This is a genomic window from Actinophytocola sp. (assembly GCF_050699915.1).
Taxonomy (GTDB): domain Bacteria; phylum Actinomycetota; class Actinomycetes; order Mycobacteriales; family Pseudonocardiaceae; genus Actinophytocola.
The window spans coordinates 24,467-44,064 of the sequence record NZ_JBOHGA010000007.1; the positions used below are offsets into that span (position 1 = coordinate 24,467).

General features: G+C 70.5%; 11 protein-coding genes. 10 read left to right on the forward strand and 1 reads right to left on the reverse strand.

Going from position 1 to position 19,598, the window contains the following annotated elements:
• The first annotated feature begins 176 nt into the window (after positions 1-176).
• From ACRDSK_RS02435 to ACRDSK_RS02455, 5 genes are all read left to right on the forward strand, one after another.
• Positions 177-1,643: an APC family permease gene (locus tag ACRDSK_RS02435; RefSeq protein ID WP_431438205.1), complete on the forward strand. Its 1,467-nt coding sequence runs from the start codon at positions 177-179 to the stop codon at positions 1,641-1,643.
• Positions 1,640-2,323 carry an organomercurial lyase gene (gene merB / locus ACRDSK_RS02440; RefSeq protein WP_431438206.1) on the forward strand — a complete coding sequence of 228 codons (684 nt, stop codon included), beginning with the start codon at positions 1,640-1,642 and terminating at the stop codon, positions 2,321-2,323. The genes ACRDSK_RS02435 and merB overlap by 4 nt, the downstream gene beginning before the upstream one ends.
• Before the next feature lie 59 nt (positions 2,324-2,382).
• Positions 2,383-2,844 (forward strand): MerR family transcriptional regulator, encoded by a 462-nt coding sequence (locus ACRDSK_RS02445; RefSeq protein WP_431438207.1) that lies wholly within the window; start codon positions 2,383-2,385, stop codon positions 2,842-2,844.
• A gap of 172 nt (positions 2,845-3,016) precedes the next feature.
• On the forward strand, positions 3,017-3,622 hold the full coding sequence (locus ACRDSK_RS02450; protein WP_431438208.1) for a TlpA family protein disulfide reductase: 606 nt from the start codon (positions 3,017-3,019) through the stop codon (positions 3,620-3,622).
• The gene (locus ACRDSK_RS02455) at positions 3,622-4,509 is read left to right on the forward strand and encodes a cytochrome c biogenesis CcdA family protein (protein WP_431438209.1); all 888 of its coding nucleotides are present in this window, start codon (positions 3,622-3,624) and stop codon (positions 4,507-4,509) included. Before ACRDSK_RS02450 ends, ACRDSK_RS02455 begins: the two co-directional genes overlap by 1 nt.
• Positions 4,510-4,512: 3 nt before the next feature.
• Here the strand turns inward: ACRDSK_RS02455 and ACRDSK_RS02460 are convergent, their stop codons facing one another.
• The gene (locus ACRDSK_RS02460; protein WP_431438234.1) at positions 4,513-4,863 is read right to left on the reverse strand and encodes a MerR family transcriptional regulator; all 351 of its coding nucleotides are present in this window, start codon (positions 4,861-4,863) and stop codon (positions 4,513-4,515) included.
• 271 nt (positions 4,864-5,134) lie between these two features.
• Here ACRDSK_RS02460 and ACRDSK_RS02465 point away from each other — a divergent pair, with 271 nt between their 5' ends.
• The 5 genes from ACRDSK_RS02465 (at position 5,135) to ACRDSK_RS02485 (ending at position 19,593) form a co-directional block, all read left to right on the forward strand.
• Positions 5,135-5,599: a MerR family transcriptional regulator gene (locus ACRDSK_RS02465; RefSeq protein ID WP_431438210.1), complete on the forward strand. Its 465-nt coding sequence runs from the start codon at positions 5,135-5,137 to the stop codon at positions 5,597-5,599.
• A gap of 1 nt (position 5,600) precedes the next feature.
• Complete coding sequence (locus ACRDSK_RS02470) at positions 5,601-5,855, forward strand: hypothetical protein (protein ID WP_431438211.1); 255 nt, start codon at positions 5,601-5,603, stop codon at positions 5,853-5,855.
• Between the two features lie 176 nt (positions 5,856-6,031).
• Positions 6,032-8,161 (forward strand): heavy metal translocating P-type ATPase, encoded by a 2,130-nt coding sequence (locus ACRDSK_RS02475; protein ID WP_431438212.1) that lies wholly within the window; start codon positions 6,032-6,034, stop codon positions 8,159-8,161.
• A gap of 153 nt (positions 8,162-8,314) precedes the next feature.
• Positions 8,315-12,481 carry an amino acid adenylation domain-containing protein gene (locus ACRDSK_RS02480; RefSeq protein ID WP_431438213.1) on the forward strand — a complete coding sequence of 1,389 codons (4,167 nt, stop codon included), beginning with the start codon at positions 8,315-8,317 and terminating at the stop codon, positions 12,479-12,481.
• On the forward strand, positions 12,481-19,593 hold the full coding sequence (locus tag ACRDSK_RS02485; RefSeq protein ID WP_431438214.1) for an SDR family NAD(P)-dependent oxidoreductase: 7,113 nt from the start codon (positions 12,481-12,483) through the stop codon (positions 19,591-19,593). Before ACRDSK_RS02480 ends, ACRDSK_RS02485 begins: the two co-directional genes overlap by 1 nt.
• Positions 19,594-19,598: the final 5 nt, after the last annotated feature.

Sequence of the window (19,598 nt, forward strand, 5' to 3'; positions counted from 1 at the left end):
ACCGTTGCCAGCGCGGCTAAATCGTGCGATTCGTGCATAACCGACCGGGGCCGAACGCGGCCTACTGAACAGGCGATTCGAGCCGCCACCTCGAGGGGTGGCCGGTGGTACGCGCCTGCGTACCGCACCGAGGGAAGGGCGAAACGAGCATGTCAGGAACAGGCGGAGAGGTGGCCTTGGCGACCGGGTCGGACTCGTCGAACGGGCAGGGAGCCGCCGGCGGCGACTCGCTGTTCCCCGGGACCAGTCGCCTCCCGGTCAGGGCCTCCTGGTGGGTCGCGGTCCTCGTGGCCACCGGCGCGTCCCTGATGGTCGTCGTGTCGTTGCGCGAGATGGCCGTCGATCTCGGCAACGTCTCGATCCTGGTGTGGACCGTCACCGCGGCGGTCGGTGGGATCCAGTGCCTCCTGGTCGCCGAGCTCGCGTCCCGGTTCCCGAGCCGAGCCGGTGGCACGGCCCAGTTCGCCTACCGCGCGACGCCGAACGGGTCGCGTTCGCTGGGTGCGCTGTCCTCGTGGTGCTACTGGTTCGCCTGGACGCCGGGCATCGCCATCAACCTGATCCTGGCCGCCACCTACCTGCGGGACCTGTTCTGGCCGAGTGTGGAACCCATCGTGCTGGCCGGGCTGATCGGCGCCGTCCTCTACGTCATCACCGCGATGGGTCTCAAGCTCACCACCGTGATCTACGGGGTGCTGGCGACGGTGGCCGCGGTCGTCATCCTGATCCTGGTCACCGCGCCGGTGTTCCAGCCGGAGACCTTCCACCTGTCGGGGGTCTTCCCGATGTCGATCCCGGAGGGCGGACCGGAGGGCGGGTCGGACGTCTTCATGTCCATCCTCAAGTGGGGCTTCATCGCGACCTGGGCGGCGTACGCCGCCGAGATGGCCTCGACCATCTGCGCGGAGATCACCCGCCCGGAGCGCTACATGAAGCGGGTCATGTCGCTGTCGGCGATCATCACCTTCATCGCGTTCTCCGCGGTGCCGATCGCCCTGTTCGGTCTCGTCGGCGTCGAGGGCGTGCAGAACGACCCGTTCCAGGTGTTCGCCAGCGCCGGCGGTGTGGTGCTCGGCCCGACGGGCGAGCTCATCGTCGGACTCGGCCTGGCCGCGGTGTTGATCATCGGCGCGGAGACCTTCATCATCGGCTCCTCCCGCACGATCTACCAGATGGCGCGGGACCGGCACCTGCCGAAGATCTTCGGCAAGGTGAACAAGCGTGGCACGCCGGTGGGGTCGATCGTCTGGGACGCGCTGGTCATCGGCGTCATGCTGGCGGTGTTCGGCACCGACGTGGTGCAGCTGGTCGCCGCGGCGACGGTCGGCTACACGCTGGTCTTCATCATGTTGCCGATCGCCTACCTGAGGCTGCGTCGCCATCGCGGCGGCCGGAGCGGCAGTTTCCGGCTGAGCAAGCCGTTCGCGTTCATCGCCGTCCTGCTCACGTTGTACAACGCCGTGCTGCTGGCCTTCGGCGGACCGCAGTGGGGCCTGACGGTGATGCTGGTCGGGTTCGGCGTCAGCTTCCTCATCGTGCCGATCTCGTTCCTCACCAACCGGTTCCAGCGGGTCGACATCGACATCCCCGAGCAGGGCTCGTCGCCGAAGGTGCCGGTCAGCCAGTCTGGGGTCGCGGGATGACGTCCCCGATCAGGACGTTCGACGACGTGCTGCCCGGCACGATCGACGCGCTCGCCCGCGGTGGCATCGCGGCCAGCCAGGCGAAGCTGGCCGCCACCGACCGGCAGTTCCACAAAGGACTGCTCGAGCTGTTCCTGCGCGCCGGGCGGCCACCGACGCTGCCCGAGCTGGCGCCGCTCGCCGCGTCGCTCGGTCTCGCCGCCGACGACGCGATGGCGGTGCTGGCCGAGGCGGACCTCGCCCATCTCGATCCGGAGACGGGCTCGGTCGCGGTCGCGTACCCGCTGTCGGGCCGGCCGTCGCCACATCGGGTGGTGATGGCCGACGGCCCGACGCTGACCGCGATGTGTGCGGTGGACGCGCTGGGCATCCCCTTGATGACCCGCCGGTCCGCGACGATCGAGTCGACGGACCCGGTCACCGCCGACGAGATACGCGTCCGGTGGGAACAGGGGTGCTGGACGTGGCAGCCGGCCACGGCGGTGGTCGTCCTCGCCGCCGCCGGTTGCGACGGACCGATCGCGGTGGCCTGCAGCCACACGGCCTTCCACCGCGACGCGGAGCTCGCGCACGAGTTCCTGGCCGGCCGACCGTCCTATGTGGGCCGAGTGCTGAGCCAACAGGAGGCGGTCGACGTGGCGGCACAGGAGTTCGGTCCGCTGCTCGGCAATGGTCTCTGACACGGCTGTCGAACGCAGGGGTCGGCGGGAATACGCGGAGGTGTTATACCGTTGGCGCAGTGAGTCCGCCGACCCTGGAGGTTCTCATGGATCGCGTCCCGACCAGGGGCAACAAGCTCATGACCGTCGCCGCTCTCGCGCGCGCGGCCAGTTCCAGCCCGGACGCCGTTCGCCACTACGAGCGGGTCGGGCTGTTGCCGCCACCTCCGCGGAGCTCCGACGGGTACCGGCGCTACGACGAGAGCGCCATCGACCGCCTGCACTTCATCCAGGGCGCTCAGCGGCTGGGTCTTCGGCTTCGTGAGATCGGCGAGCTGCTGAACATCAGGGACACGGGCGTGTGCCCGTGTGGGGACGCCGCACGCCTGATGCGTGCCCGTCTGGACGAGATCAACACGGAACTGACCAGGTTGACCTCGCTGCACTCGACGCTGGTCGACATGGTCGAGCAGATTCCGAGCCAGGACTGCCCCGACCCGAGCCCGGGCGTGTGGAAGCCGCCGGCCGCCACCGCATCGTGACTCGCATCGCCATCCAGCCTTCGAGCTTGACCTTGGTCCGTGCACCAACCCGTATGGTCGCCCATGAAAGTGGGTCACGCAGGAGTGGGGGCGCGCCTACGTAGCGTTTTCGCGCGCACTGCTCACTCCGCCAACTGGCCGTCTCGACACTGACGGGTGGAGTAGTAGCAGCATGGGCCGGAACCAGCGCGCGCGGCAGGCGGCCGCACAACGCACACGGCGTATCCGGGTCGCCGCGGCCTCGGCGGTCACCGTGGTCGCGATGGTGGCCGCGGTCGTCGTCGTGTTCCAGCTCGTCGGCAACGACGACGCTCAGGCGACGCGTTCGGCCGGTGTCGACTCCACCGCGGGCTCGGTCGGCAAGTCGTTCCCGGACTTCCGTCTGTCCACATTGGATGGACAGACGGTCGCCAAGGAGTCGTTGGCCGGCGAGAAGTCGCTGGTGTGGTTCACCGACGCGGCATGTGCGCCCTGCCAGGTAGGTGCTGTCAAGGTCCGGCAGCTGAACGACGAGCTCGCGGACCGCGCGATCAAGGTCGTCGCGGTCTTCGTCAACCCCAACGAGCCGAAGTCCGCCATCGCCTCCTGGCGGGAGCAGTACGCCGGCAAGGACTGGGGGGTCGCCCTCGACTCGGCGGCACGGCTGTCGACCAGCGTCGACCTGCGGGCCCTGGACACCAAGTTCCTCCTGGACGAGAAGGGCAAGATCCTCGACGTCGACGCGGCCCCGGTCGATGACGCCTACCTCGACCTGCTGCGCAGGCAGGCGACGGACTGATGCCGGTCGTCGTCGCGTTCCTCGCCGGCGGACTCGCCGTTCTGAACCCGTGCGGGTTCGCGATGCTGCCGGCCTTTCTGTCGCTGTACGTGGGCGCCGAGGAGCAGCAGCTCCCGCCGGCCAGAACCCGCATGCTGCAGGGAGTTCTCGTCGGCCTTCTGGTCACCGCGGGATTTCTGGCGGTGTTCGTCGTACTGGCCGGACCGATCGCGCTCGGCGCGAGTCAGGTTGCCACCGCGGTTCCGTGGCTCGGGTTCGGGATCGGCGTCGTCATGGGCGTCGTCGCGGTGGCGACGCTCACCGGTCGCAGGATCGAGATCAACGTGCGGCGGGTCCGTCCCGGTGACGATCACCGGCGCCCCCGGACGATGTTGATGTTCGGTGTCGGGTACGGCCTTGCGTCCTTGGGCTGCACCCTGCCGATCTTCCTCGTCGTGATCGGCGCGTCGCTCACCGGCGGTGGCGCGCTCGGTGCGGTCATCGTGTTCGGCGCGTACGCACTGGGCATGGCCGTCGTCCTGATGGCGTTGTCGGTCGGTGCCGCCATCCTCCGCGACGGCGTGGCGCGCGTCCTGGCCAAGGCGCTGCCGCGACTTCGCTGGGTGAACGGCGGTCTGCTGCTCCTGGTGAGCGGCTACCTCGTCTACTACTGGGGAATGACGCTGTTCTCGACGGTCGAGAAGCGTGCCGCCGATCCCGTCGTGTCCTTCATGGACGACTTCACCGCCGCCGCCCAGACGTGGGCCGGCTCGGGTGGCGGCGCCTGGCTCCTGTTCGCGGCGGTGGCCGTCGTCGCGGCCGCCGGTCTTGCCACCCTGTGGCAATGGGTCCTCAAACCCGAGCGCGCCGACCACGACGAGATGGAACCGAGTCGATCACCCGGCTAGCCGTCACACCTTGTCCAGCCGCCTCAGCGCCTGGCGCAGCGAGTCCGTGAACGTCGTCAGCTCTTGGACCCGGTGCTCGGCCTCGCCGAGTCGGGTGGACAGCTGGCGCCGAAGCTCGATCTTCAGGGGAGGAGGTACGTGATCGTCACAGACCACGAGAAGATCTCGGATCTCGACCAACGGCACGCCGAGGTGTTTCGCGGCCCGGATGAATGCCAGGCGGGTCACGGCGTCCTCCGAAAACACCCGAAAACCGGTCGGGTCGCGGTCGGCGGACAGGAGGCCGACTGATTCGTAATACCGGAGTGTGGTGGCCGGAACACCGGATACTTCGGCGAGCTGAGAAATATACATCTGGCTCACATCACAGACCGTAGTCGTAGGTCCGGTGTCAAAGTCAAGGTCGGAAAGGACCGACCTTGACCACCGGCCGATCCGCGTGCCGACCTAGCCGATCGCCGTCTCGTGCACAACCCCCGAATTGAGGAGGACTCATGGTTCCGATTGCGTCTTCTGTGGCCTGTGTTTACCCCCGGAATCGTCGCCACCAGTCCTCTTGGCCATTGGCCTCGTTGGAGGTAGTGTCGGGGTTGAAGCCAGCTTTAAGTCAACCCCAGGGGCAGCGGTGAAACAGGAGGAAAACTTACTTCCGATCGGCGAGGTCGCCAAGCGATCGGGAGTCGCGTCGTCGGCGCTTCGCTACTACGAGCGGTGCGGACTGATCAACACCGGCGCCAAGATCGGCGGCCGGCGACACTTCCCTCTGGCCGTGCTGCAGCGCCTCTCGGTGATCAAGGTCTGCCAGCACATCGGGTTCAGCCTCGCTGAGATCTCGGAGCTGCTCAACGGCAGTCTGGCCAGGAACGGGGCCTGGCGGCGGCTCGCGATGCACAAGCGAAGGGACCTCCAGTCCCGGATCGCCCAGCTGAAGGGTCTCCTCGCCCTGCTCGAGCAGACGCTGTGCTGTGAGTGTCACGCGTTGGGCGACTGCCCCCAGATGGCACCGGGCGGGTACCTCGCGGACTGTGACAAGACCGAGCCGCCCGACCTCCTCAAGCGGGCGCTCGAGGGATCGCCGCACGGCGTCTGAGATGTCGCGTCCACGCCGGGTAACCGTTCGGCCGATTGTCAATGTGTTGATTGCCATTGTCTGCGGTTTTTGCTGCGTGCTTCCATTGTTCTTCATCGCCGGCGTGGTCGGTGGTGCCGAGATCGCGATACTCGTGGCGATCATCCTGCTTGCCGCGAGTGTCTTCATTCTGCCGACGCTGGTACGTCGGCAGAAAGCAACTGGAACGATTAAGAGTCGCCGTCGCCTTGACGTTGGTGCCGACCCCAAGCCTTAGGTTCGGGTTAGCGGTGCTTCCGTTGACAAATAGGCAGGTGACATGCCATGTGTGCATCCCCGTTGGATGGCGCCGGCGGCATCGACGCGCCACCGGAAACAGATGTCGGCATACGCCGATACCGGGTCATTTCCGGCTGTGTCGAATGTGCGAGCGACCTGACTCCACTTCGGCGGGTGCCAGGCGTCCGCGACGTGACGATGCTGGCGGCGACCGGAACCCTCTCCGTCGAGGCCGCGTCCACTGTCGACGATCGCGTGCTGATGCGCACGGCCAGCGCGTCCGGGATCACCCTCGAGCCGGCGCAACCCATCGAGACGGCGGCGGACCGACCCAAGAAGAGGTCGCGGTGGTGGCTGCGGCCGGAGATGGGGCTCCTCGAGATCGCCGCGCTGCTCCTCATCGTCACCGAGCTCGCCGAGTACGTGTGGCACAACGAGGCGATCGCCGTCGGCTTCGGAACCGCGACCGTCGCGTTCGGCATGGTCTACCCGGTGCGCAACGCATGGACGATGCTGCGCAACAAGCGGTTCTCCATCAACATGCTCCTGATCGTCGCGGTGGCCGGGGCGATCTCGCTCGGCAACGTCGCGGAGGCCGCGTGCGTGGTCGTGATCTTCTCGCTCGGCGTCGTGCTCGAAAGCTATGTCGCGGACCGCGCGCGAAAGTCGATCCAGAAGCTGATGGATCTCAGTCCGCCGAAGGCCGAGCGGTTCACCGCGGACGGTTCCACCGAGTCCGTGCCCGTGGAGGAGCTCCAGGTCGGCGAGATCGTCCTGGTTCGGCCCGGCGCCCGGCTGCCCACCGACGGCACGGTCACCGCCGGCGGTTCGTGGATCGACGCCTCGGCGATCACCGGTGAGTCGATGCCGGTGGAGGCCGGCCCGGGCGACACCGTGTTCGGCGGCACCCTGAACGGTCACGCCGCACTGCGGATCGAGGTCGGCAAACCCTTCCAGGACACGGTTCTGGCGCGGGTGATCCACGAGGTCGAGGAGGCGCAACAGAACCGGGGCCGCGCGCAGCGGTTCGCCGATCGGTTCGCGACCGTGTACACCCCGGTGATGATCGCCGTGGCGGTGCTCCTCGCCGGGCTCGGACCGTTCCTGTTCGACATCACCTTCGCCGAGGCCGTGTACCGGGCGCTGGTGGTGCTCATCGTCTCGTGCTCGTGCTCGCTCGTCCTCTCGGTCCCGGTCAGCGTCGTCTCCGCGGTCGCCCGGGCGGCGCGGGACGGCGTGTTGATCAAGGGCGGCGCCTATCTCGAGCAGCTGGCCACGTTGCGCAACATCGCGTTCGACAAGACCGGCACGCTCACTCTCGGCCGGCCGATCCTCGTCGAGAGCCATCCACTGAACGGCTACACCGAGGCCACGTTGTTGCAGCTCAGCGCGGCGGTCGAGGCGGGCGCCACCCACCCCATCGCGGAGGCGATCGTGAACGCGGCGCGGCAGCGCGGCGTCACCGTCCAGCCGGCGGCGGATGTCCGCGTGCTCGCCGGAGTCGGCGCGGAGGCCACCGTCGACGGTCACCATGTTGCGATCGGCCGGGTCGGGGACCTGGACGACGAGGTCGCCCGTGCGGCGCTCGCCACCATCGAGGACGCCGGCGCGACCCCGGTCGCCGTCCGGGTCGACGACCAGCTGATCGGGCTGCTCGGTGTCGCCGACGAGATGCGCCCCGACGCGCAGCTGGCGATCGAAGGCCTCCGCGGCCTGGGTGTCACGCACACCACGATGTTGACCGGTGACCGGGAACGCGTGGCGCAGTCGATCGCGGGCCGGCTCGGCATCGAGAGCGTGCGCGCACAACTGATGCCGGAGGACAAGAGCGCGGCGATCACGAAGATCAAGCAGACGGGCACGACCGCGATGGTCGGCGACGGCGTCAACGACGCCCCTGCGCTGGCGACCGCCGACGTGGCGATCGTCATGGGTGCGGCGGGTACCGACGTCGCGCTCGAGACGGCCGACGTGGCGCTCATGGCCGACGACCTGACCAAGCTGCCCTACTCCGTGGCGTTGGCCAGGCGGTCCCGTCGGGTCATCGCACAGAACATCGGACTGTCCCTGGCCGCGATCGCGGCTCTCGTCGTGCTCGCGGTCACCGGCGGGTTCACGCTGACCCAGGGCGTGTTTCTCAACGAGGCATGGGCGTTGGTGATCATCGGCAACGGCCTCCGCATGCTGCGTGCCGGTGGCGCACAGCACTTCGGGAAGGACGACAGGCCGAAGGCGGCGGGGTCGGCCGGTGCCACCGCCACAGCGGTCACCTCGCGGCCGGGAGCCGCCAGTAGTCAGGTCTAGACGACTAATTTCGTTCGGCTGGCCGCGGAATCTCCCGCGGCCAGCCGAATTCTCTTTGCCGGGCTTCGTCCTTGTTGACTTGAAGTCTGCTTCAACGACGACACTACGAACTCGATAGCCGCATCACGTGGCGAACCTTCATTAGGGGAACTGGTGACGACTACGGATGGCCTGCAGCCCGTCCTTGCCGATCTCGCGCGAGCGAACATCAAGGTCCGTCTGGTAGCCGACGGAGAACTGGAGATCGCCGCGCCACGCGGTGCGCTGACTCCCCAGATCCGGGAGCAGTTGGCCCTCCACAAGCCGAGCCTGGTCCGCTGGCTCTCGACGGTGTCACCCGCGAACCAGGTGGCGAACCAGCTGCCGGTGGTCACGCCCGACCCGTCGGCCGCCGACGAGCCGTTTCCCTTGTCGGACTTGCAGACCTCGTTCCTGATCGGCTCGGCCGCCGGGCTCGAGTACCACGTACGCCCGCACCAGTACATGGAGTTCGACGTCGACGACCTCGACGTCGACCGGTTCTACGGCGCGCTCAACCGGAACCTGCTGCGGCAGCGGGACAACCTCACCGTCCTGACCGACGACATGCAGCTACGGCGCATCCAGGAGCTCACGCCGCTCGTCCCGCGCGTACACGACTTCCGCGAGCTGTCCGACGACGAGGCGGCGGGGGAGCTGGCGCGGTTACGAGAGTCGCTGCGTCGCCGGCAGCTGCCGCTGGACACCTGGCCGTGGTTCGACGTGCAGGTCAGCCTCCGCGGCGCGGGCACCGGCCGGATCCACTACAACAACAACAACTTCTACTCCGACGGCGTCGGCACCAACCGGTTCCTCAAGGACGTCTTCGCGCTCTACGAGGACCCCGGCACGGAACTGCGGCCACTGCGGATCAGCGCCCGGGACTGCGTGCTGGCCCTCGCCGAGACGGAGGAGTCCGACCTCGGCGCGCGGTCGCGCCAGTACTGGTGCGACCGGATCCCGGACTGGCCGGGTCCGCCGCCCATCCCGACGGTCGCCGGCGCGGGCAACGCGGAGCGCTCCGAGCTCAGCCGCCGCGAGCTGGTCGTCACGGCGGAGGACTGGGTCGCCCTCCAACAGAAGGGCCGCGGTCGCGGGCTCACTCCCAGCACCGTGATGTACGCGATCTACGCCGAGGCGCTGAGCAAGTTCAGCGGCTCGCGACACTTCCTGCTCAACAACATGGTGACGCACCGGATGCCCATGCACCCGGACATCAGCCACATCGTCGGCAACTTCGCGGCGCTGTACCCGCTCGAGGTCGACTGGCGAGGCGAGGACAGCTTCGTCACGCGGGCTCGACGCCTCGCCGCCCGCGTGCAGGAGGACCTGCAGCACCTGCACTGGAGCGGAGTGCGCGTGCTGCAGGCGCTCAACCAGCATCGCCGGGCTCCCGGCCGGGCCGCCTGCCCGTTCGTCGTCAGCAGCGGCCTGTTCATGGGCAGCTTCGACAGACCGGTGTTCTCCACGCTGGAGACCCCGCAGGTGTTGGTCGACTGTCAGTTCTGGGCACAGGACGACGAGCAATGCTGGATCGCCTGGGACGTCATCGAGTCCGCGTTCCCGCCGGGCCTGATGGACGCCATGTTCGGCGCCTTCGGTGACCTGGTCGTCGGCCTGGCACGGGACGACGCGATGTGGGACCGGGCGGATTTCGACCTGCTGCCCGCGGCGCAACGCCAGCAGCGTGCGCTGCTCAACGAGGCCGGCGCGCCCGTCCCGCCCGGTCTGCTCCACGAGCCGATCCAGCAGCGGGCGCGGCAGGATCGCGACCGGGTCGCGGTGCGCTCGAGCACGCGGACACTCAGCTACGGCGAGGTCGGTGCGCAGGCCGATCGGCTCGCGGCCGCACTGCACGCCGGTGGCATCGAGCCCGGCTCGCTGGTTCTCGTGGTCCTGCCCAAGGGGTGGGAGCAGGTCGTCGCGGTGGCCGGCGTGCTCGCCGCGGGCGGCGCCTACGTGCCGGTCGACCCGGAGTGGCCCGACGACCGCATCCGCCACCTGGCGGCGGTCACCGACGCGTCGCACCTGATCACCTCGCGGCGACTGAGTGATCGGATGGCCGCTCTCGCACCGGTTTCCGTCCACGCCGTCGAGGAGCCGGGCGACCACCCGTCCGCGCCCGGCCAACCCAGGGAGCCCCAGGACCTCGCGTACGTCATCTACACCTCCGGCTCCACCGGCACTCCCAAGGGCGCCGCGCTGGACCATCGTGGACCGCTCAACACGATCGCGGACATCAACAGCCGCTTCGACATCACCGCCGACGACGTCGTGTTCGGCATCTCCTCGCTGTGCTTCGACCTGTCCGTCTACGACGTGTTCGGCACGGCACACGCCGGCGGCACGCTCGTGCTGCCGGCACCGGACGACACGCAGAACCCGGCCGCGTGGGTGTCGGCGGTGCGCGAGCACGGCGTGACGGTGTGGAACTCGGTGCCGGCGCTGATGCACCTGCTGGTCGAGGAGGCCGAGGAGTCGGGCACCGACCTCCCGTCGCTGCGCGTGGTGCTGCTCAGCGGCGACTGGGTTCCGGTGGACCTGCCCGACCGGATCCGGCGGGTGGCGCCGAACGCCAGGGTGATCAGCCTCGGCGGCGCCACCGAGGCGTCGATCTGGTCGATCTACTACCCCGTCGAGGCGGTCGGTCCGGAGTGGACGAGCATCCCGTACGGCCGGCCGATGGCCAACCAGACGTGGCACGTGCTCGACTCGTCCGGCGCCGACGCGCCGACCTGGGTGCCGGGGGAGCTGTACATCGGCGGAATCGGCCTGGCCGTCGGCTACTGGCACGACTCGGAGCGCACCGCGGCCTCGTTCGTCACCCATCCGCGCACCGGTGAGCGCCTCTACCGCACCGGTGACCTCGGCCGGTACCTGCCCAGCGGGGACATCGAGTTCCTCGGCCGGGCGGACTTCCAGGTCAAGATCCAGGGCTTCCGCGTGGAGCTCGGCGAGATCGAGCACGTGCTCGGCCAACATCCCGCGGTGCGCCGCGCGCTGGTCGCCGTGCGGGACACCTCGTCCGGCCGCCAGCTCGCGGCGCTCGTCGTGCCGGCCGACGGTCAGCCGGTCGCCGACGCGGAGCTGCGGGAGTTCCTCGCCGCCCGGCTGCCGCGCTACATGGTGCCCGCGACGATCGGCGTGACGGACCGGTTGCCGTTGACGGCCAACGGAAAGGTCGACCGCCGGGCCCTGGACGAGCTGGCGCCGGCGGAGCCCGCGACCAGGCCGGAGTTCGTCGCGCCCCGCACCCCGCTCGAGGAGATGGTGGCCGCGGTCTGGTCGGAGGTGCTCGACGTCCGTCCGATCGGGATGCAGGACGACTTCTTCGAGCTCGGTGGGCAGTCGTTCGCCGGCCTGCGGGTGATCAGCCAGATCGCTCGGCGCGTCGGACGCCGCATCCCGTTGGGCGCGTTGCTGACCGGACGCACGGTCGCCGCGTTGTGCGAGTACCTCGAGCAGGCGTCCTCCTGGTCCGCGTTGGTGCCGATGCGCAAGACCGACACCGGCGCCCCGGTGTTCCTGGTGCACCCCGCCGGGGGCAGCGTGCTGTGCTACCGGTCGCTCGCGGAGCGGATCGACGCCGACGTCTTCGCCCTGCAGGCTCCCGGGCCGGACGCCGGGCGGGACGTGCCGTGCAGCGTCGCGGAGTTCGCCGCCGAGTACGTCGACGAGATCCGCCGGGTGCGTCCGGCCGGGCCGTACGTGCTGGGCGGCTGGTCCTCCGGCGCGGTGATCGCCGCGGAGGTGACCCGTCGCCTGGAGCAGCTCGGCGAGAAGGTGCGACTGCTCGTCGTGCTGGACTCCCCGGTGCCGCTCCCGGCGGCCGAGGTCGACGAGGTGACGCTCCTGTTGTGGTTCCTCGAGGACCTCGACCTGGGCTTCCACGCCGACGAGGCCACCGAGCAGGACCGGGCCGAGCTGCTCGCCCTGCCGTCCGAACAGCGGCTGGCGGCCGGGATGGACCTGGTGGCACGACGCACGGGCGAGTCGGTGGACGTCGACGACGCGGCGCTCGCGCACGCCTTCGAGGTGTTCTCCGGAGTGGTGCGTGCCTGCCGCACCTACGAGTCGCCGCAGCTGGCGGCCGACGTCGTCGTCCTGCGCGCCGCGTCCGGCCGGGTCAGTGAGTTCACCGGCCACCCGAACGACGCCGACGACGACTGGGGATGGCAGACGACCACCACCGGACAGGTCACCGCGCAGCGCGCTCGGGGCAGCCACTACACCCTGCTGGCCGACGACAACATCGACGACGTCGCGGCCGCCCTCGCCGAGCACCTGCGGGAGACCATGTGATGCCCCGCTCCTGGTCCATTGTGGACACCCTGCGCGACCACGCCCTGCGGCGGCCGGACCACATCGCACTGGTCCTGCTGCCCGACGGCGAGACCGAGCAGACGCGGCTCAGCTACGCGCAGCTCGACGCACAGGCTCGGATGATCGCGGCGCGCATGCAGGCGGAGGGCATGGCCGGGCAGCGCGTGTTGCTGATGCTGAACACCTCGGCCGACTACGTGGTCGGCTTCCTGGCCTGCCTGTACGCGGGTGCGATCGCCGTCCCGTTGAGCCCGACGACCCGGGCCTCGCACCGCGAGCGCGTCGAGCACGTGCTGGTCGACTGCACGCCGAGCGCGGCGATCGTGCACAAGGAGGACTTGAGCGCGGACGAGCTCGGCGACTGTCGGTTGTGGACTGTCGACCAGCTGTCCGAAGTAGAGCACGAGTGGACGCCGCCCGAGATCGCGCCGGACTCGCTCGCCTACCTCCAGTACACGTCGGGTTCCACCAGCAATCCCAAGGGCGTCATTGTGACGCACGAGAACCTGACCCACCAGATTCGCATCTTCAGCGCGGGTCTGGGCCTGGACGAGAACGACACCGTCGTGTCCTGGCTGCCGCTGTTCCACGACTTCGGCCTGGTCGCCGGCCTGACGATGCCGCTCATGCTGGGCGGCACCACGGTGAAGATGCCGCCGCCGACGTTCGTGCAGCGTCCGTACCGGTGGCTCGCGGCGATCAGCCGCTACCGGGCGACGGCGTCGTTCAGCCCGAACTTCCCACTGGACCTGTGCGCCGAGCGGATCACCGAGGCCGAACGGTCCACGTTGGACCTGAGCTCGTGGCGGGTGCTCGGTCTCGGTGCCGAGCCGATCCGTTCGGGAACCCTGAACCGGTTCGCCGACGCGTTCGCCTCGTGCGGGTTCGGCTCGCGCGCGCTGCGCACGGTGTACGGGATGGCCGAGGCCACCCTGGTGACCATCGTGTCGCCGGAGCAGGAGGGCGGACCGACCGCGCTCGACGTCGACGCCGTCGAGTTCGGCGAAGGCCGGCTGCGACAGGCGACCGGTGACACTCCCGCGGCGCAGTGGCAGCGGCTGCTGGGCAACGGTTCGACCCTGGGCGACTCCGGGTTGCTGATCGTCGACCCCGAGACGGGGGAGCCCAAGCCGGACGGCGCCGAGGGCGAGATCTGGATGAGCGGCACGACGGTGTGCCCCGGCTACTGGGCGCGGCCGGAGGCGACCGTCGAGACCTTCGGCGCCCGTCTGGCCGACGGGACGGGCCCGTTCCTGCGCTCGGGCGACCTCGGCGCCATCGTGTCCGGCGAGGTGTACATCACCGGCCGGCTCAAGGATCTGATCATCATCCGCGGCCGCAACGTCCACCCGCAGGACATCGAGCTGACCTCCGCTCACGCGCACCGCGCGCTGAACCGTGGCGTGTGCGTGGCCTTCTCGGTCGACCGGGACGGCGAGGAGCGCCTGGTCGTCGCGCACGAGCTCAAGCGAGCCGAGTACGGCAGGCACGACCCGGCGCAGGTCGCGGCGGCCATCTGCGGCGCCGTCACGGAGGAGCACGAGGTCGCGGTCGACACCGTGGTGCTGCTGCGCCCCGGCACCATGCCGCTGACCACCAGCGGCAAGCTCCGCAGGCGCCACTGCCGGCGGCTGTTCGTTCGCGGCGAGCTGCCCGGCGAGTACGTCTCGGGCCCCGGAGAGCGGTCCGTCGCCGCCGTCGAGTGCGGCTCGGTGATCACCTGGCTGCGCGCGCGGGTGTCGGCACTGACCGGGCTGCCGGTCGACGAGGTCGGCCTCGACGTCACGTTCGGCGCCTTCGGCCTCGACTCGGTCACCCAGACGACGATGACGGGCGAGCTCGCCGCGGAGCTCGGCCGCCCCATCGACCCGACCATGCTGTACAGCCACCCGACCATCGAGAGGTTCGCGGCGGCGCTGGACGCGGCGCCGCACACCCCGGACCCCGTCGTGGTGCCCGCCGCGACGGACGAGCCGGTCGCGGTCGTGGGCATGGCTTGCGAGTTCCCCGGTGCGCCCTCACTGGAGGAGTTCTGGGACCTCCTGGTCGAGGGGCGGGACGCGGTCGCCGAGACTCCCGCGGACCGGTGGCCGATGACCGGTCACGGCGGTTTCCTCGCCGAAGTGGCCGGCTTCGACGCCCGGTTCTTCGGCATCTCCTCGGACGAGGCCGCGACCATGGACCCCCAGCAGCGGCTGCTGCTGACCAACGCCTGGCGGGCCCTGGAGGACGCGGGGATCCCGGTCGAGTCGGTGGCGGGCACGTCGGCGGGAGTGTTCGTCGGCATCTGCGGAACGGACTACCACCAGCTGCAGACCCGCGACGGCGCGGAGCCGGTGGCCTACACGGGCAGCGGCACCGCGCTCAGCATCGCGGCGAACCGCCTCTCGTACTTCTTCGACCTGACCGGCCCGAGCCTCGCGATCGACACCGCGTGCTCGTCGTCGCTGGTCGCCACGCACCAGGCCGTGCAGAGCCTGCGGCGGGGTGAGTGCGACCTGGCACTGGTCGGCGGCGTGAACCTGCTGCTCGACGCCGACCTGACCTCGGCGTACGAACAGGCCGGCATGCTGTCGCCGGATGGTCGCTGCCGCACGTTCGACGCCGGGGCCAACGGCTATGTGCGGGGCGAGGGCTGCGGCGTGCTCGTGCTCAAGCGGCTCGGCGACGCCCGCGGCGACAACGACCGGGTCCGCGCCGTGATCGCCGGGTCGGCGGTCAACCAGGACGGGCGGGCCAACACCCTCACCGCGCCGAACGGCCTGGCGCAGCAGATCGTGATCCGGCAGGCGCTGGCCGCCGCCGGCGTGTCCGCCGGACAGGTCGGGCACGTCGAGGCGCACGGCACCGGGACCTCCCTTGGCGACCCGATCGAGATGGCGGGCATCACCGAGGTCTACGGCTCGGGCCGGTCGGCACCTGTGCTGGTCGGCTCGGTCAAGACCAACATCGGCCACCTGGAGGCGGCGGCGGGCATCGCCGGGCTGATCAAGACCGTGCTGGCCGTCGAACGCCGGATCGTGCCCGCCCACCTGCACCTCACCGAGCTGAACCCGCTGATCTCCCTGGACGGCACGCAGTGTCGCGTTCCGACGGAGACGACACCCTGGGACCACGGCACCCGACGGGTGGGCGGCGTCAGCTCGTTCGGCTTCGGCGGCACCAACGCCCACGTGATCGTGAGCGAGGCACCGGAGTCGCCCACGACGCCGGTGACCGACGACGGCGGGTGGCGGCTGCTGCCGATCTCCGCGCGGAGCGACTCGGCGCTCGGCGAACTGGTGGACGACACCGCCGAGTTGCTGAACAAGACGGACGGCGAGACGTCGTTCGCGGCCCTCAGCCGAGCCGCCACCGTTCGCCGCAGCCACTTCGCGCACCGGGCGGTCGTGGTCGCGCGGTCCGAGCGCGAGTCGGTCGAGCTGCTGCGTGCGCACCGGCGGGGTGAGCCGTCCGGTCTGGTCGTGACGGGCACCGCGCGGCACGGCGGGCCCGGACCGACGGCGTTCCTGTTCCCGGGCCAGGGTTTCCAGCAGACGGGCATGGCGCGTCCGTTCTACTCGCGGCACGCGGTCTTCCGCGACGCGGCGCAGGAATGCGACGCGGTGGCGCGTGCGGAGCTGGGCGTGTCGCTGCTGCCCACGGTGGCCGGCACGCCGGGCGAGCTGGTCGACCTGGCGCAGACCCGGTTCGGCCAGCCGGCGATGTTCCTCGTCCACTACGCGTTGGCTCGGACGTGGCAGAGCTACGGCGTGCGTCCGGACGTGGTGCTCGGACACAGCCTCGGTGAGTACGCCGCGGCCTGCGTCGCCGGGGTGCTCACCGTGGCCGACGCCATGCGGTTGGTGCTGATGCGGGCCCGGCTGATGCAGGAGGCGCCTCCCGGGGCCATGTTCGCCGTGCACACCGAGCGCCCGGAGGCGCTGCTCGGCACGCTGGAGCTCGCCGATGACGTGGTGGTCGCGGCGATCAACAGCCCGGAGGACTTCACCATCTCCGGCCCCGTGGCGGCGGCCGGCCTGGTCGCCGAGCACTGCCTTCGCCACGGTGCCAAGGTCAGCAGGCTGACGGTGTCCCGCGCGTTCCACTCCGCGATGATGGATCCGGTCGCGACGGAGCTCGCACGCGAGGCGGCTTCGATCGAGCACGGCGCACCGCGGATCCCGTTGGTGACCAACCTGACCGGGGTGGCGCTCGGCGACGATCCGTTGGATGCCGGGCACTGGGCTCGGCAGCTGCGCCAGCCGGTGCGGTTCGCGGACGGGGTCGGCACGCTGGCCGAGCTCGGCGTTCGCTGTGTCGTCGAGGTGAGCCCGGAGCCGGTGCTCACACCGCTGGCCCAGCGTGGGTTGCCGAATGCGACTTGGCTGACCAGTGGACATCGAGGCAACGAGGACGACCGGCAGCTCATGGCCAGCCTGGCGCGCTGGTACGCCGACGGCGGCACGGTCGACCTCTCCACCCTCGATCCCACCGACTCGGCGCCCGCGCCGGCGACGCTGCCCGGCCATCCGCTGCGGCCCGTTCGGCACTGGTACCGGGCGGGCGTCCGCCGGGACGTCGGTCCGGGCGCCGGCCACCCGCTGGTCGGCACCCACGCCGACCTTGTCGGGGCGACGAAGGACCACTACGTCGGAGCCCTCGAGAACGGGCAGCCGTGGTTCGTCGACCAGCATCGGCTGTTCGACCTGCCCGTCCTCCCCGGCTCGGCGATGATCGAGTGGGCGCTCGGGGCCGCCCGCGCCAAGCTCGGCGACGGTGCCGGGTGGCTCCTCGAGGACCTGCGGTTCACCTCGTTCCTTCCCATGCCGGACGACCGGTCGGTGCCCACCCAGGCGGTGGTCGACGGGAGCTCGGTCACCTGCTTCGCGAAGGACGAGGACGACCGCTGGCAGGAGCGTGCGCGGGTCGGTTCGGTGCGCGCACACGAGCCGCGACCGACACCGGACGACCGCGGTGCCGAGACCACCGAGGTGCGGGTTTCGGAGCTGTACCAACGGTTCGCGGACAACGGCATCGGCTACGGACCCGCGTTTCGGGCCGTGCGATCGCTGCGGCGGGGCGACCGGGTGGCGCGCGGCCAGGTCGAGGTGGCCGAACGCGGCCCGGGCGACGAGGCCTACCTGCTGCACCCGGTCGTGCTCGACGCCTGCTTCCACGTCGCGGCCGCCCTCGTCGAGTCGGACGGTCGGCCGCTGGTGCCGGTGTCGGTCGACTCCCTTCAGGTCACCGGCGCCCTGCCGACCGAGGTCACGTGCCACGTGCGGCTGGTCGGCGACCGCACCGTGGACCTCCAGGTGACGGCCGGCGACGTGGTCCTGGTCGACCTGCGCGGCCTGGCCCTGCGGCCGGTCGACGAGCACGTCGTGAAGCCGAAGCCGTCGTTGCGCAGCCTGGTGACGGAATGGGTCCCCGTCGAGGACGAACCGCCGGCCCGCGACCTCGCCGGCGAGACCTGGCTCGTGCTCAGCCCGGACCCGGCGACGGCGCAGCGGCGGATCGCCGAGCTGAGCGACGCGGGTGCGAAACCACTGAGCGCGGTCGCCGACGATCAGCCGGAGTTGGCCGCGCTGACCGGCATTCTGGTCGACGCCGGCCCCGGCGGGTCCGGCTCCGGCTCGCTCGCCGCGATCGCGCGAGGCACGACGCTGCCGCTCGGCCGGCTGCTGGCCGCCGAACCGACCGCCCGACCGGCCGTCGTGGTCTGTTCGCACAACGCGGCCGCGGTCCTGGGCAGCACCCCCGAGCCGGCCCAGGCCGCGGCGACCGCCCTCACGAGGACGCTCATCGCCGAGAACCCGGCGCTGCACGTGGTGCAGGTGGACGACTGCCACGACGGCGCACCCAGGCCGGTCGCCGAAGTGCTGGGCCGCGCCCGGGCACAGGAGGCGTCGGGACACCTCGCGGTCCGTGGTGGACGGTGGTACCGGGCGGAGTTGCGCTCGGACAAGACAAAGCCGAGGGACGTCACGCTGCGGCCCTACGCCGACTACCTGATCACCGGCGGCTGGGGCGCTCTCGGCCGGGTCACCGCGGCGCGCCTCGTCGCGCTCGGCGCCCGAAGCCTGGTGCTGGCCGGACGCACTCTCCCCGACCAGGACGAGGGCTGGCTGCGTGAGTTGCGGGCCGCCGGAGCGGAGGTGTCGCTGCGCGCGGTGGATCTCGGGAGCGACGAGGCGGTCCGGGAGCTCGTGGCGTCCGTGCCGAACCTGCGTGGCGTGGTGCACGCGGCCGGGACCACCGACGACGGCATGCTGGCCGATCTCGACTGGCCGCGGTTCCAGAAGGTGTTGGCACCCAAGGCGGACGGGGCGTGGAGCCTGCACCGGCACACGGCCGGGCGGCCGCTGGACTTCTTCGTGCTGTACTCGTCGCTCGCGGCCCTGATCGGCAACCCCGGCCAGGCGAACTACGTGCTGGCGAACGCCTTCCTGGACGGTCTCGCCCAGGCGCGGCGGCACGCCGGCCTGCCGGCCACGAGCGTCAACTGGGGCCCGTGGGCGGAAGGTGGCCTCGCCACCCGGCCCGGACTGCTCGCCGAGCTGGAGCGTGCCGGCATCCACGGGATCTCCGACGCCGAAGGTGCCGCCGCGCTGGACCACGCAATCGGTGACGACCACACCCAGCTCGGTCTGGCCACAGTGGACTGGGTCAGGTTCGCGGCGGCAACCGGTCGGACGGACACGCTGCTGGCCGACCTGGCGCCGCCGGCACCGTCCGTGACCGTTCCGGCCACGGAGATCCGCGAGCTGGCCCTGTCCGACCCGCCCGCCGCGGACCGGCACCTGATGGAGCTGCTGCTGGCGGAGGTCTCGGTCCTGATGGGACTGACTCCCGCGCAGCGCGACGAGCTGCGGCCGACGTTCGGCGAGACCCCGTTCAACACGATCGGGCTCGACTCGTTGATGGCGGTCCGGCTGCGCAACAGGCTGTTCGACCACCTGGCCGTGGACCTGCCCAACGCGGTGCTCTTCGAGGCCGGCACCGTCGCGGCGGTCGCGGGGATCATCCGGGATCGGGTTACGGCGCAAGCGGTTCTCGGCGCCGAGGACATCGAGCCGGACGCGGACCAAGAAGTCTTCCGAATCTGAACGGA

Coding starts and splice junctions, on each gene's coding strand:
- ACRDSK_RS02485 (WP_431438214.1), top strand. CDS start 12,481: ATGCCCCGCTCCTGGTCCATTGTGGACACCCTGCGCGACCACGCCCTG.
- ACRDSK_RS02455 (WP_431438209.1), top strand. CDS start 3,622: ATGCCGGTCGTCGTCGCGTTCCTCGCCGGCGGACTCGCCGTTCTGAAC.
- ACRDSK_RS02470 (WP_431438211.1), top strand. CDS start 5,601: ATGTCGCGTCCACGCCGGGTAACCGTTCGGCCGATTGTCAATGTGTTG.
- ACRDSK_RS02460 (WP_431438234.1), bottom strand. CDS start 4,863: ATGTATATTTCTCAGCTCGCCGAAGTATCCGGTGTTCCGGCCACCACA.
- ACRDSK_RS02450 (WP_431438208.1), top strand. CDS start 3,017: ATGGGCCGGAACCAGCGCGCGCGGCAGGCGGCCGCACAACGCACACGG.
- merB (WP_431438206.1), top strand. CDS start 1,640: ATGACGTCCCCGATCAGGACGTTCGACGACGTGCTGCCCGGCACGATC.